We start from the raw sequence: 15,352 nt of genomic DNA, 5'->3' as shown, positions 1-15,352 counted from the left end.
TCCACGAGGCCGGCGCCCGACCCGGTGACCGAGGCACACCGCCGCCAGGGTCGCGACACCCACGCCACGAGTGCGTCTTCCGGCAGAAAGCCCGACACCCACCCCCACCGCCAGCAGGAGGAACACATGAGCATCAGACGCGTCAGGAGGGCGTCCACCTGGACGGCCCTCGCCGCCCTCGTGGCCGCGGGGGTGGTCGGCCTGCCGTCTCCCGCCCAGGCCGCCAGCCCGGTCCTGCCGGGCAACGAGGGTGACGTGGGCGTCTACACCAACGGCGAGAACCACGTCATGGAGATCGGCGACCCGGCCTACGGCAACGTCGCCGAGGTGGCCGAGCAGCTGAGGCCCGGCGTGCCGTTCACCGCGTCGAGCATGCACCAGTCCATCTTCGAAAAGGACCTCGCGGCCGGCGGCACCGACTACTACCTCGACCGGGTCCTGGGCGTACCCGGCACGCTCGGCGCGGCGGTGCTGATGACCAGGGGTCGATCCCTGTACATGCGCGGCGCCAGCAACAACAACTTCGCCGTCATGGGCTTCGCCGGCAACACCTTCGTCGGCGGGCCCAACAACCTCGGCAACCTCTACACCGTCACCGTGCCCGGGCAGACGGTCACCGAGGTCGGCGCGAACCGGTTCAACGCACCGAGCCACGCGAAGGGCCGGTACACGATCGGAAGCACCGGTGTCACCGCCGACCTGACGAAGTTCATCACCTACGACAACGTCGCCGTCACCGCCATCGACCTGCGCAACCCGGGCGGGGAGGCGGCGACGTTCACCGTCCGCGCCGCGTCGCCGTTGGCGACCCAGGCCGGCGAGGGCACCGCCGAACTCACCGGCACCCGCACCATCACCAGCGGCTCCAACAACGGGCTCGTCGACACCGCGTGGAACACGATCAGGGTCGGCCTCACCGGGTCCGGCTTCACCCGCAGCGGCAGCAACCTCGACCGGGAGGTCACCGTGCCGGCCGGCGGCACGGTTTCGCTCTCCGTCGTCGGCGCCGTCTCCTCGCCCACCCTGCCCGAGACCGTGCAGAGCTACCGGCAGTACGCCGGGAAGACGCCGGTCGAGGCGGTCCGCGCCGGCATCACCGAGTTCAACCGGCGCTGGGCGCAGGACGTGCCGTACATCGACGTTCCCGATCCCGCACTGGAGAAGGCCATCGTCTACCGGTGGTGGGGCGAGCGCTACAACAGCCTGGACGCCAACGCGTCGGGCCACGTGTACCAGTACCCGACGACGATCGAGGGGGTGAACCTCTACCAGAACTCCGTGGCGTTGACCCAGCCGATGCATCTGCAGGACACCAAGTGGCTGCGCACGCCCTACCTGCCGTACGGGCAGATCCTCAACATCGGCGAGCTCTCCGGCTCGTCGGCCTTCCTCGACAGCCCCGGCCACACGAGCTGGAACAACCACTACTCGCAGTACCTCGGCACGGCCGGACTCGAGGCGTACAACGTGCACGGCGGCGGTAAGGAGATCGCCCGGAAATTCGCCGACTACTTCGAGGGCGACGGGGTCGGGCAGCTCGAACACTACGACGGCAACGACGACAAGCTCATCGCCTACGACACCAACTACATGCCGGGCAACGACGCCGACGCGATCTCCTTCGGCTTCCCGAAGGCCAATGCCGGGGCACCCGGAGCGCGGACCATCGAGCGTCCCGAGTCGGCGTACGTCTGGGGAGCGCTGGACGCGGCCCGGCAGCTCTACCAGATCGCCGGTGCCGACCAGGCCAAGGTCGACCAGATGGCGGCCGGCGCCGACGGCATCCGCGCGGCGATCCTCGACCGGCTGTGGAGCCCGGACATGCGGATGTTCCTGGCCGGTACGTCCCACGGAGCCACCAGCGCGGCCAGTTCCAACGGCAGGGCCAACCCGCTGCCCGAATCGGCCCGTAACCTGATCCCGGCCAAGGAGTCGAACCTCTACGACGTCTACGCCGAGAACCTCATCCCGTTCGACCAGTGGCAGAAGTACGTCGACGGGTTCCGCTTCCTCACCTACGGCGACAACTTCCCGATCTTCCCGTTCTACACCGCCAACCAGTACGACCGGGCGGCCTTCGGAATCGGCGGCTCCAACAACTTCTCCAACATCAACTTCACGGTGCAGTACCGGGGTGTCCGCTCGGCGCTGCGCCACTACGACCCGGCGCAGAAGTACATCACCCCGGAGTACGCCAAGCGCCTGCTGGACTGGATGGCCTGGAGCATCTATCCGAACGCGGACGTCCGGGTACCGAACCAGGCCGAGTACTACTCCAACTGGAACCCGACCGCGAAGACCTACAACCGCAACAACCCGAACCACGTGATGCTCGGGAACATGAGCTACATCTTCGTCGAGGACATGGCGGGCCTCCAGCCGCGCTCCGACGAGAAGATCGAGCTGTGGCCGATCAAGTTCGGCTACGACCACTTCATGGTCAACAACCTGCGCTACCACGGGCAGGACGTCACGGTCGTCTGGGACCCCGACGGCAGCAAATACGGCCTGGGCGCCGGCTACAGCCTGTTCCTGAACGGCGAGAAGAAGGTCAGCACCGACAAGCTCGGCAAGCTCACCTACGACCCGAACACCAACCAGGTCGAGGCCTCCGACGGCGTGACCGTCACCTTCACCGCGACGACCGGGGCCGACTTCCCGAGCGCGGTGGAGACCCCGGTGCAGGACGACCGCGTCGTCAACTACCTCAAGACGGCCGGCATCGACCTCACCGAGAACGCGCCGAACCTGGCGACGGGCGCCGACCTCGGTTCGTCGTACACCCAGGAGGGTGTGCGGCCGACGCCGTGGCGGCAGTTCCACACGCCCGGCTACAGCAGCACCCAGATGAACCACACTCCCGGTGCGATCAAGGAAACCGAGCGGCCGGTGTCGCTGGCCGCCGTGACCGATGGCGACACCGCCAACGAGCCGTACTGGGGCAACTACGGCACCACGGAGAAGAACGGCTACGTCGAACTCGACCTCGGCGCGGCGAAGTCCTTCGACAACGTGAAGGCGTTCTTCGTCAGTGACCGGCAGACCGGCGGCTATCGCGAACCCGCGCGCTGGTGGGTCCAGGTGCCCGACGGCAACGGCGGCTGGAAGGAGGTACCGGGCCAGTTCAAGAACCCGACCGTCCCGTCGGCGAAGTTCAACGAGGCGCTCTTCGAGACGGTGACGTCGAACAAGCTGCGGATCGCGTTCACGAACAACCCGACCTTCTTCACCGCGATCTCCGAGATCCAGGTCTTCGACTCGGGGCGCGACGTACCGGAGGTCTCCAACCAGGCACCGGTCGTCACCGCCACCCGGGACGGCTCGGCGGACGGGAACCTGTCCACCAACCTGGCCGGCACCGCGTCCGACGACGGCATCCCGTACGACAGCGAACTCACCTTCGGCTGGGAGACCGTCTCCGCGCCGCAGGGCGCGGGCGTCATCTTCGCCGACGCCAGGGCGCTGGCGACCCGGGTCACCGGCACGGTCGCCGGTGACTACGTGTTCCGGTTCTTCGCCAGCGACGGCGAGAAGCGGTCGGAGGCGACCGTGGCGGTGACCCTCACCGAGCGGGAGATGGTCGCGGAGTTCGGTTCCTCGGCGACCATCACCACCAGCGGTACCACGTCGTGGGAGAACCACCAGCGGGTCAACGAGGCCACCACCCCGAACAACTCGAACCCGGGTTCCGGGAACGGCTGGGGCAACTGGAACCTGCCGCAGAACGGCACCAGCCCCGAGCGGGAGGCGTGGATCCAGTACCGCTGGACCTCGCCGGTCCGGCTGTCGTCGACCGACATCTACTGGTACGACGACAACGGCGGCACCCGCCGGCCGACGGCCACGACGTACGCCGTCGAGTCCTCCACCGACGGCACGACCTGGACTCCGGTGACCCTCACCAACGGGTCGGCGTACGCCGACGGGCTCGACACCAACGCCTACAACCGCCTCGAGTTCACCCCGATCGCAACCAGCCACCTGCGGATCCGCATCTGGGGCGTGATGGGTAGCGGGGCCGGCACCGGCGTGCTGCGGTGGCGTGCCAACGGCGAGACCGTGGAATCGGTGCGCTCGCCGGTGCTGATCCGGACCACCGTGGGCCAGGTGCCCACCCTGCCGAGCACGCTCGACGGCGTCTACTCCAGCGGTGCGCGTGGCAGCATCGGCTTCGCCTGGCAGGAGATCACGCCGGCGATGGTCGCCGAGACCAACGTCGAACCGTTCGTGGTCTACGGCACGAACAACGCCTACGGACTGATCGCCGAGGCCCGCGTCTACGTGCGGCCCGAGACGTCCCAGGGCGGCATCTCGATCCAGGGCGCCGAGTCGTTCCAACAGACCGTCGAGGTGGGCGAACTGCCCTACCTGCCGGGGAAGGTGGAGGTCTCCTACAACGACGGATCCCGGGACAACCAGGCCATCGGTGTCGACTGGGACTTCGACGAGAACATCGTCGACACCCCGGGTCGGTACACCGTCATCGGTGACCTGATCCTGCCCGACTACGTCAGCGAGGCCGGCACCACCCGGACCACGCTGACCCTCACGGTGGGCGACCCGCCGCAGGAGCCGACGTGGGACGTCGAGGTGCAGGCACGCACGCAGTGCATCGGCACCAACGCCTACGTCTCGGTCAACGCCCGCAACGCCGAGGACGTGCCGCTCACGATCGAGCTGGTCACGCCGTACGGGTCGCGCACGGTGTCCGACGTCGCTCCCGCAAAGGCCGCCTACCAGGCGTTCAACACGCGCGGACAGGCGGTGCCGGCGGGGACCGCGACGGTGAAGGCCACCGGAATCGTCAACGGCCAACCGGTGACCGCGCAGATCGAGGCACCGTTCGGCGCGCTCAGCTGCGGCTAGCCAGCCCTCAGGTGGTGGCGGCGCCCTCACCGGCGCCGCCACCCTCCCCGCCCGAGAATGAGGAGATCGACACCGTGAACACCACCGTGGGGCGCGGCGCCGCTCCACCAAGCCCTCGGCCGTCAGGCCGGCTCCGCGCAACAGCCGCAGCGGTGGTCGCCGGGCTCCTCGCCGGTGGCCTGGTCGGGGTCGCCGCGCCGGCCTCCGCCGCCGACTCGTACACGTTCACCAACACCCGCAATCCGATCCTCGGCGACGGCAGCTACTACTCGGCGGACCCGGCGCCGATGGTGGTGCCGGCCGGTGCCCCCGGCAACCCCGGCGACCGCGACGAGCTCTACATCTACACCGGCCACGACGAGGCCGGACCGTCCACCAACGACTTCATCATGAACGAGTGGGGCGCGTTCCGGACCACGGACGTCGCGGCCGGCGAGTGGACCCACCATCCGTCGCTGATGCGGCCGGAGCAGGTCTTCGCCTGGGCCACGCCGGGACGGGCGTACGCCGGCCAGGTGATCCGGGGCGTGGACGGCCGCTACTACTGGTACGTCCCGATCCACGAGCGGGACAGCCCGGCGTCCGACAAGTTCGCCATCGGCGTGGCCGTCTCGGCGAGCCCGACCGGACCGTGGACCGACCACGCGGGTGGACCGATCATCTCCCAGCGGGTGCCCACGGCCAACACCATCCACAACATCGACCCGACGATCCTGATCGACGGCACGGCGCCGAACCAACGGGTGTACCTCTGGTGGGGTTCCTTCGGCCAGCTCCGGATGCTGGAGTTCCAGCAGGACATGAAGACCCCGATCGGCACCCCGCGCAGCGTCACCGGCCTGACCGGATTCTTCGAGGCACCCTGGGCCTTCAAGCGCAACGGCACCTACTACTTCGCGTACGCCGGGAACAACGCCGGGCCGACCTCGGCGTGCACCCCGGCGAACTACCACGCCTGCATCGCCTACGCGACGGCGTCCTCGCCCGAGGGGCCGTGGACCTACCGGGGGACAGTCCTCCGGCCGGTCTCCTCGACGACGAGCCACCCGGGCATCCTGGAGTTCAACGGTGAGTGGTACCTCGCATACCACACCGCCGACGCCGTCGGCGGCGGCCACTTCCGCCGGTCGGTGGCGATCGACCGGCTCGAGTGGGACGACACGCAGACCCCGCCCCGGATGAAGCCCGTCACGCCGACGCCGGTCAGGGGACGCGACCTCACACCCCGGGCGAACATCGCCCAGGAGGCGAAGGCCACCGTCTCCAACCAGCCCGTTCCCACCCAGTACTGGGTGAAGGCGCTCAACGACGAGATCGTCCGGTCGAACCCCCTGCCGCCGGACATGTGGGGCACCTGGACCGGCAACAACCCGCCCCAGCAGTGGGTGCAGTACACCTGGGACCAGCCGATGCGGATCTCCGGTTCGCAGATCGACTTCTGGAACGACCAGCCGCAGGGCACCGGCGTCGGCGTCGCGGCGCCGGCCCGCTGGCGCATCCAGTACTGGGACCTCGCGGGCGGGCAGTGGGTCGACGTACCCAATCCGAGCGGCTACCCGACCAGCACGCAGGGCCCGCAGAGTACGACCTTCGACCCGGTGACGACCACGCAGGTCCGGGCGACCTTCGACGCGTCGACCAACGGCAGCACCTACTCGGCGGTGGCGGTCGAGGAGTGGAAGGTGCTGGCCGCGCAGCCGCAGTCCGTCGCCGCACCGCCGATGACGGTCGAGGTCGGCGAGGCCGAACTGCCCGGCACCGTCGGTGTGTCGTTCGGTGGCGAAACGCTGCGGGTGCCGGTCTTCTGGGACCCGGTCACGCCGGAGCAGGTCGCGCAGCCCGGCACGTTCACCGTGCCGGGCAGCGTGCTCGGCTACGCCGCCGGCCGGGTCTGGGCGCAGGTCACGGTCATCTCGCCGGGCGACACCGAGGGCGACGAGACCCGCCCGACCCTGACGCTCACGCCGAGCGGCAGCGCGGGCACCGCCGGCTGGTTCCGGTCCGCGGTGGGGGTTCGCGCCGCCGGGGTCGACGATCGCGGCGGCCGGATGACGATCGAGTCGCGGGTCGACGACGGGCCGCCGGTCGTCGCCACCGACGTGCGGTACGTCGACGTCACCGTCTCCGGGGACGGCCAGCACTCCGTCACGGCGACCGCTACCGACCGCGCCGGCAACGTCTCCACACCGGCGAGCCTCACCGTACGCATCGACGCCACGCCACCGGCCAGCACGGCCACGGTGGACGGCGACACCCGCGAGGTCACCGTGACCGCGAGCGACGCCACCTCCGGGGTGGCCCGGATCGAGTACTCCGTCGACACCGGGCCGTGGACCGCCTACACCGGCGCGGTCGCGGCGCCCGACGGCAACCGGCACACCGTCTCGTTCCGGGCGCTCGACGTGGCCGGGAACCTCGAAACCGCCAGGAACGTCACCGTCCCGGCGGACCTGTCCGGACCGCTGACCGGCAACATCGGGCCGGTCGCGACCCCGACCGCCTCCTACACGGCGGGTTGGAACAGCGTCACCGCACTGGGCGACGGCGCCGACCCGCAGAACCCGGCCCAGGGGCAACTCTGGGGCACCTGGTCCGGCACCCGCCCGGCGACCCAGTGGGTCCAGTACGACTGGGCCCGCCCCGTCCGGATCACCGGTACGGAACTGAAGTTCTGGCGGGACTCCGACCAGGGCACCGGCGACGGTGTCGCCCAGCCCGACGGATGGGTGTTGCAGTACTGGGACGAGGCCACCTCGGCCTGGCGCGACGTTCCCGGTGCGTCCCCGTACGGCACGAGCACCACCGTGTTCAACACTGTCACCTTCGACCCCGTAACCACGCCCCGGGTGCGGGCCACGATCCGGGCCAACGGCAACGGCACCACCTATTCCGCGGTCGCGATCACGGAATGGCGCGTCATCGCCGACGACCCGGGCGCCGAACCGGCCGAGGTGCCGGTCACCGTCACCGTCCAGCCACGATGCGTCGCCGGCAGGGCGTACGTCGCCGTGCAGGCACGTAACGACCACGACGCGCCGGTACGGATCGCCCTGGAGACCGCGTACGGCGAGCGGTCCTTCGGGAACGTCGCGCCGGAGGCCAACGTTTACCAGTCGTTCGCCACCCGGACGGCCGCGATCGCGAACGGCTCGGTGACGGTCCGCGCCACCGGGACCGTGGACGGCGAAGAGGTCACCACCGTCCACACCGCGGAGCACCCCGGGATCGCCTGCACCGCCTGACTATCACCAACTCCACCCACCACGAATGACAACGGAGCATCGCATGAGCACATCGAATCGCAAGCGACTGGTCGCGGGTGCGGCCAGTGCCGTCCTGGCCGGGACGATGGCGCTACAGTCGCCGGCCCTGGCCGACCCCGGCGACAGCGCCGACGTGGAGGTGACGGTCGACATCGAGGAGATCAGGGAACCGGGCGTGCTCGCCCTGTCGATCGCCGCCGACTCCGTCGCGCTGTCCGAGGACGGCTCGACCCTGCTGGTACGCCAGTTCGTCGGTACCCTGCCCACCGTGACGGTCTCCGACACCCGTACCCCGGAGGAGGTGCCCGAGGGCGCGGCGTGGGCCGTACTGGGTAGCGCCACCGACTTCGTGGGCGCCGCCGGTCAGGCACCGATCAGCGTCGGCCACCTCGGCTGGCGGCCGAAGCTGCTCGACGGTGGCGAGACCGGACAGGTCACCGAGGGCGAGGAGGTCGTCACGGTCGTCGACGAGCCGACCCAGCCCGGCAACAACGTCGGTCTGGTGGACCAGGAACTGCTGGTGTCGACGTTCGACTCCGAGGCCGTCACCGGTGACTCGTACTCTGTCAACGCCGACCTGTACCTGCGTACCCCGGCAGATGTCGCCGCCGGCTCGTACGCCTCGACGTTGACCCTGTCCCTGTTCGAATGACGCACGGGTGGGGGCCGCGGCGCCGCGGCCCCCACCACGCCCCTGCCGCGAAGGACTCCGCCATGATCCGAACCTCGCCGCGGGCCCTGCGGCGGCTGCTCGCCGTGCTGGCCGCGGTGTTCGTCACCGTGCCGATCGCGCCCGCCGGTGCCGTGGCGGAACCGACCACGCCGACGCTCACCTGGGCGGTCCAGCCGGCCAACCAGAACGGTCCCGACGGCCGTCGGTGGATCGAGCCCACGCTCGAACCGGGTCAGGTGGTGACCGAGCACCTGGCGGTGCGGAATTTCAGTGACGGCACCGTGGTCTTCTCCCTGAAGGCGGCCGACGGCTACCTCACCGACAAGGGACGCTTCAACATGCTCCCCTCCCACCAGACATCGGTGGACGGCGGCACCTGGATCAAGGTGCAGGAGAGGGTCACCGTCGGTGCCAAGGCGACAAAGGTGGTGCCGTTCACCATCACCGTTCCCCGGGGGGCCACGCCGGGAGACCATCCGGCCGGCATCGCGGCGACGGTCACCAGCACCGGGGGCACGGTGGCGGTCGAGAGCCGGGTCGGGTTCCGGGTCATGACGCGGGTCACCGGTACGGTCACGGCCGCCCTGGCCGTCAGCGACCTCACCGCCACCTACCGGCACTCGTGGAACCCCTTCTCGGCCGGCACCGTCCGGCTCAGCTACACCACGACGAACGACGGCAACGTCGCGGTGACCGGCACCGGCCAGGCGACGGTCGGCGAACTGTTCGGCCTGCACACCCGGGGAGCCCGGGTCGAGGTCGCGGAGCTGCTTCCGGGCGGTGACCGGAAGGTGAAGACCCGCGTCGACGGGGTCTGGGCGTTGGGTCCGCTCCGCACCACCGTCGACCTGACCCCTTCCGCCCTCGGCGGCGGTCCGGCCGGCGTGCAGACGCAGCCCGGCTCGGCGGAGGTGACGGTGTGGAGCCTGCCCTGGCCACAGTTGGCCCTCGCGATCATCGTCGGCGCCATCGTTCTCGCCTTCCGGACCGTCACCCGGCGACGCCGGCAGCGGCTCGCGAAACTACTCGCCCGGGCCCGCGACGAGGGCCGCGAAGAGGGCCGGGAATCCGCGCTCGTCGGCACTCCGCCCAAGGCGTCCGGTAGCTGATCTGCCGCACCCGGCGTCGGTCGGGACCGTCCAGGTCGGTCGACGGCCGGCGCCCGGCGTGCACCCGAACGCCTCACGGGTCTGCGCCCGCGCGGGTGACCGGCGAGGGGACAGCGGGTCGCGGCACCGGGTGGCAGGATGCGTGGGGCATCGGGACGACGGGGACCGGAAAGGGATCGGCGATTGAGCAGCATGGCGTCGACTGTGGACACCCGTATCTACGGTCGGGCGTCCGGGCTGGCCGGAGACCATCTCGCGCTCGCCACGTCCGCGCCTGACCGGGTCCGGGAGCAGACGTTCTACTCCGGCTTCGTGCGCACGCCCCGGGTGGTCGCCGGCGGGCTCCTCGCGTTGGCCGACATCGCCGGCGCCGACTTCCGCCAGGCCCGCAACGACCCGTGGCGCGGCCGGGACCCGGTGGTGACGGGCGACGGCGAGCGGCTGCGCTTCGAGGCCCTCTCGATGTGCGGCGGGCTGTACGGCCGGCTCGACCTGGCCGCCGCCGAACTGGAGGGTACGGTCACCGGCCGGGGCACGACGAACGTCGACGTCAATCCGCCGCTGTACCAGGCACTGACGAGAGTGGGTGGCGCGGACCCGCTGCGTCTCTCCGTGGGCGCCGATGGTCTCGCCGTCGCGACGCTCGACGGTGGCATCGTGGAGAAGAAGGTGCCGCTGCCCAGCGCATGGCTCCGCGGGCTGGCCGAGGTGGCGGCGCGGGCACTGCCGCTGGACCTGCGGCTGGAGATCCCGGCGGGCCGGGCCGTGGCGCTGCTGGCGGAGATGTCGGCGCGCTCGGGCAGACGGGTCCGCTGGCTGCTGCCGGCCGGCTCGGCGGTGCGGGCCACGGCCGGTCCGGCGCCCGGCGGGGTCTGCGTGGCCGACGGCTTCCGGTTGTCGGTACTGCGTCCGCTGCTTCCCCTGGCCCGCACCGTGGCCCTCTACGCGCCACCGCTCTCCGGGGCACAGGCCCAGGTCAGCGGCTGGGTGCTCGATTTCGGCACGGCACGGTTCACGCTGCTGGTGTCGGCCGGCGCCCGCGACGGTTTCGCCGGTGACGGCCAGTTGCTCGCCGACCTCGCCGCCGAGGCAGCGGCCACCGACGTCGATGCCGACGCCGGGGTGCTGAGCGCGCTGCTCGCCGAGGACCCGGTCGCCCCGCGCGCGTCGGTCGCGGCCCGCACCGGTTGGGATCCCACCCGGGTTACCTCGGCGCTCGCCGCGCTGGCCACGGCCGGGCAGGTCGGCTACGACGTCGCCGAGGCCTCGCCGTTCCACCGTCCGCTGCCCTACCGGGCCGACGTCGTCGCGGCGCTGCATCCGAGGCTGGCGGCGGCGCGGGTGCTCGCCGGGGCCGGGCGGCTGGTGCGGACGGCCGCGGGGATCGAGGTCACCTCGGGAGACAACACCTACCTGGTGCATCGACGCGACGGCGAGTTCGCCTGCACCTGCGCCTGGTGGGCGGACCATCAGGGCCGCCGTGGGCCGTGCAAGCACGTCGTGGCCGTCGTCATCGTCGAGCAGTCGGGGCGGACGCATGAGTGACCTGTGGGACGAGGTACGCGCGAGGATCGACGCCGCCGACGTCGACGCGCTCGCCGACCTGCTCGCCGGGCTCGGTGACGGGGATCGAACCGCCCTGTTGCCGCACCTCGACGGGCACATCCCGGCGCATGCCGAGCCGGAACCCGTGGTCCTGCCCCCGCTGGAGCCGGAGCCGCTGCCCGAGCTTCCGACGTCCGGTTTCTTCACCGTGGGCTTCGTCAGCTACGGCGACGAGAAGCCACCCAGCGACCTGCAGGGCATCCGCGAACTGGTCGCGCGTCAGCGCACCCGGCAACGGGAGAACGAGCGCAAATGGCAGAAAAGGCGGCTGGAGGAGGAGGCGCGGCGGGCCGCCTGGCAGCTGAACAACCTCCGGCGGGCCGCCACCGGGTTCGCCCACGTCGCCTGTACGGCGAAGGCACCCGACGCGGTCAAGCTGTTGCACCGCCCCTGGAGCGCGGGTCCGGCGCCGCAGGTGTCGCCCGAGATGGTGCCCGCCCTGCTGCGGGTCCGGGGGACCGCTTGGTGCACCACGCTCGCCCGGGGGCTGCTGCGCCGCACCCGCCGACGCACCCGGGCCGTTTCGTGGGCGTTCACCGAGGCACTGCTGCGGTCGGTGGGTGCGGACGTTCCGGATACGCCGGCCGCCGCCGCGCAGTACGTGGCGCTCGACCGGGGGCATCCGCTCGCACCGCTGCTCGCCGCCGATCCGTGGTTCGACCACATGCTGTCGGCGTACCTGTTCGACGACGACGGCGTGGCGAACGCGTTCGTCTCCGGGGTCGCGGCCCGCGCCTGGCCGGCGGCGTTGCTGGAGCTGGCCGGGTCCGGCCGCGTCGACCGTGGCCTGCTCGTCGCGGGTTGCCTGCGCCGCCTGCGCGCGGGTGGACGTCAAGGCGTCCTGCAGGCCTACCTCGGACTGGTCCGTGGGCTTGCGCCGACGGCGGAGGAGTTGGCCGGGCACACGCAGGAGCTGATCGGTCTGCTGACGGCGTCGATGTCCACCGTGGCCGACTTCGCGTACACCTCCTTGCAGACGGTGCACCGGACCACGGAGCTCAATCCGGTGTCCCTGGCCGAGATCACCCGGAACATGCTCTGCCGGCCGGAGAAGAAGCTGGTTCGCGCCCACCTCGCCTGGCTGCGGACGATGCCACTCGACGACCTTGTCGAAGGGCTCGTCGTCGGGCTGCACCACCCGGTGCCCGAGCTCGCCGAGCGCACCCTCGACCTCGTCGAACCACGACTGGCAGGGCTGTCCGGGACGGCCCGCGAACGGCTGGCGGCCGAGGTACCGTCCCTCGACCTCGCCGTGGGGAACCGGCTCGCGGCGGCGCTCGGCACGGCCGCGCCCGCGGCGGTACCCGTACCGGTGCTGGCCGTGGCCGATCTGCCCACGGAGATGCCGCCCCCGCTCGACCTCGGCGCGCTCGCCGGTGAGCTGAGCGTCCTGCTGCGTCACGGCGACACCGACCCCGTCCGGCACGAGGCCGTCCTCGACGGGCTGGTCCGCGCCGCCCGCGGCGACCGGGACCTCGCCGCCCGGGTGCTGGAGCCGCTGATCCCCCAGTGGTACGGGTACTGGCCGGCGCTGATCTCCGCGACCTTCGGCCGCTCCGTAGGCCATCCCGGCCGGGAGATCGCCCGCGAGGACACGCCGCTGAGCCTGTTCGTCAAGGGTCGGTTCGCCGAGCTGATCCCCCGTCTGATCCACCAGCCGCCGCCCGGGTTGCTGGCCACCCCGGCCACGGTCGCCGGTCACGTCGACCCCGCGCGGGTGCTGAGCCTCCTGCAACAGGCCGACCGCGACCGCTGGCAGCCCCCCGCCGGCGACCTGACCCAGGCCCTACTGCGCCTGCCCCGCGAGGTCGACCCGACCGTCCACGCCGCCGCGGCGCACCTCACCTCGCCGGCCGGGCGTCGATTCGCCGCCTGGTTGGCCGGCGGGTTCATCGAGGCGCGTACCTGGATCGAGGAGGTCGGGGATACCGCCCACGGCCGCGGTCGGCGCGTCGCGATGCTCGACCCGGCAGGACTACCAGCCGAACTCGGCGACACCCGCACCGCCGCCGAACGCTCGGCGTTCACCTGGCACATGCCCGCGCTGGCGCTGTGGCCGATGGTCACCCCTTCACACCGGGAGATCGCCGCCGCGCACCTACAGCCGTTCGTCGCCTCCGCAGTGGACCGCCAGGACCCAGGCACGGGCTTCCTCGGCGGTCTCGCCGCCGCCGCCGGCCCCGCCGGCCCCGCGACGGCGTTGACGATGGTGTACGCCCTGGCGAACCGCCGGGAGAGTGTCCGGCTGGCGGCCGGTGACGCCCTCACCACGTTCGCCGCTCGCCCCGGCTGGGACAGCACCGGCATCGGCGTGGAGCTCGGCATCCTGGCCGGCTCCGACCGCATCGTCCTGCAACGTACCCTCCAGCCCCTGACCGAGGCGCTCAGGGCCGGCGCCCACGACGCGGTCTGGCAGATCGCCTCGGCGGCACTGCCCGACCTGCTGGCCGCCAAGCCCCGCCCGGGGCTGCCCGAGTTGCTCACGCTCACCGCTGACGCGGCCCGGATCGGCCGGCACACCGCAGAGCCGCCGGGCCTCGCCGCGATCACCGGTAAGCCGGGTCGCAGCCAGCTCGCCACCGCCGCCCGCAAGCTCGCCGAAGCCCTCCGTCGATAACCCCGCTCGGCCCGGGCCATCCACGTCCCGTGATGGCGGAACATCCGCGCTGACGATCCTCTCCGCGAGCGGCCGCGACCATCGCAACCTCCAGTAGATTCCCGCTATAGCCCGGTCCGTCCCCCTTCTCTTGCTACCGTCGGGACCGGGGCACGGGAGAGCCGCGCCGGGGGGGGGCGGCAGTCGGCCAGCGCCCCCAAGCCGTCGAGCATTCCCTGACTGGTTGGTGGTGGCCGACCACGGGTGGAGCCTCGGCCCGTCGCGCTGGTCGTCGCCCTGCGACAGGACGGTGGGACGGACGATCCCGCGGAGCTGCGGAGGGAGTTCGGTACCGTGTTCGACGGATTCGACGAGTTCGACATCTCCACGTCGGGGGCGACGATCCACGGACGCCGTGGCGGCGGCGGGCCACCCGTCCTTCTCCTGCACGGCATCCCCGAGACGCACCTGATGTGGCATCGGGTGGCGCCGCAGCTCGCCGAGCACTACACCGTGGTCGCCACCGACCTGCGCGGCTACGGCGACAGCGGCAAGCCGCCGAGCACCGCCGACCATGAGCCCTACAGCATGCGGGCGACCGCCCGTGACCAGATCGAGGTCATGCGGGGCCTGGGCTACGAGCAGTTCAGGCTCGTCGGACACGATCGCGGCGCCCGCTGCGCCTACCGGCTCGCGCTCGACGAGCCAAACGCCGTCAACCGGCTCGCCGTCATGGACGTCGTCCCCATCGGGGACGCGTACGGCCGTGCCGAGCGGAAGTTCAGCCTCGCGTACTGGGTCTGGTCCTTCCTGGCGGCACCGGAACCGGTACCCGAGCAGTTCATCGACGCCGCACCCGCAGTCCTCGTCAACTTCATGCTCGACACCTGGCCCGAGGTGAAGGACGCCTTCCCGGCCGAGGTGCGGGCCGAATACATCAGGAAGTTCAGCGATCCCGCCACCGTCCACGCGATCTGTGAGGAATTCCGAGCGGCCTCGACGTTGGACTACCAGCAGGACGAGGCAGACCGAGGCAACCGGAAGATCACCTGCCCGGTGCTGTTTCTCTGGAGTCAACGAGGCTCGGTCGCGAAGCTCTACGACGATCCGCTCGGCATATGGCGGGGATGGGCCGACGACGTTCGCGGCGGGCCGGTACCGGTCGGGCACTTCATTCCGGAAGAAGCTCCCGAGGAGACCGCACGGCAGCTGGTGGAATTCCTGAGGTAGTGGGTGGCTG

7 protein-coding genes are annotated in these 15,352 nt (G+C 71.2%); all 7 read left to right on the top strand.

Features of this window, described 5'->3' with window-relative positions; genetic code table 11:
- The first annotated feature begins 126 nt into the window (after positions 1 to 126).
- Complete coding sequence (locus ACFP2T_RS18600; protein WP_377423363.1) at positions 127 to 4,866, top strand: discoidin domain-containing protein; 4,740 nt, start codon at positions 127 to 129, stop codon at positions 4,864 to 4,866.
- 74 nt (positions 4,867 to 4,940) lie between these two features.
- Positions 4,941 to 8,108: a family 43 glycosylhydrolase gene (locus tag ACFP2T_RS18595; RefSeq protein ID WP_377423361.1), complete on the top strand. Its 3,168-nt coding sequence runs from the start codon at positions 4,941 to 4,943 to the stop codon at positions 8,106 to 8,108.
- Positions 8,109 to 8,151: 43 nt separating this feature from the next.
- On the top strand, positions 8,152 to 8,781 hold the full coding sequence (locus tag ACFP2T_RS18590) for a hypothetical protein (RefSeq protein WP_377423358.1): 630 nt from the start codon (positions 8,152 to 8,154) through the stop codon (positions 8,779 to 8,781).
- A gap of 62 nt (positions 8,782 to 8,843) precedes the next feature.
- On the top strand, positions 8,844 to 9,911 hold the full coding sequence (locus ACFP2T_RS18585; RefSeq protein ID WP_377423356.1) for a hypothetical protein: 1,068 nt from the start codon (positions 8,844 to 8,846) through the stop codon (positions 9,909 to 9,911).
- Positions 9,912 to 10,115: 204 nt separating this feature from the next.
- Entirely contained in the window at positions 10,116 to 11,456 is a 1,341-nt protein-coding gene (locus ACFP2T_RS18580) for an SWIM zinc finger family protein (RefSeq protein WP_377423353.1), read from the top strand.
- Positions 11,449 to 14,133, top strand: coding sequence for a hypothetical protein (locus ACFP2T_RS18575; protein ID WP_377423351.1), 2,685 nt, complete (start codon positions 11,449 to 11,451; stop codon positions 14,131 to 14,133). Before ACFP2T_RS18580 ends, ACFP2T_RS18575 begins: the two co-directional genes overlap by 8 nt.
- Positions 14,134 to 14,376: 243 nt before the next feature.
- On the top strand, positions 14,377 to 15,342 hold the full coding sequence (locus tag ACFP2T_RS18570) for an alpha/beta fold hydrolase (protein WP_377423349.1): 966 nt from the start codon (positions 14,377 to 14,379) through the stop codon (positions 15,340 to 15,342).
- Positions 15,343 to 15,352: the final 10 nt, after the last annotated feature.

This window comes from Plantactinospora solaniradicis (assembly GCF_042658085.1).
In the GTDB taxonomy this organism is placed as follows: domain Bacteria; phylum Actinomycetota; class Actinomycetes; order Mycobacteriales; family Micromonosporaceae; genus Plantactinospora; species Plantactinospora solaniradicis.
This window is presented reverse-complemented; position numbering and strand designations above follow the sequence as displayed.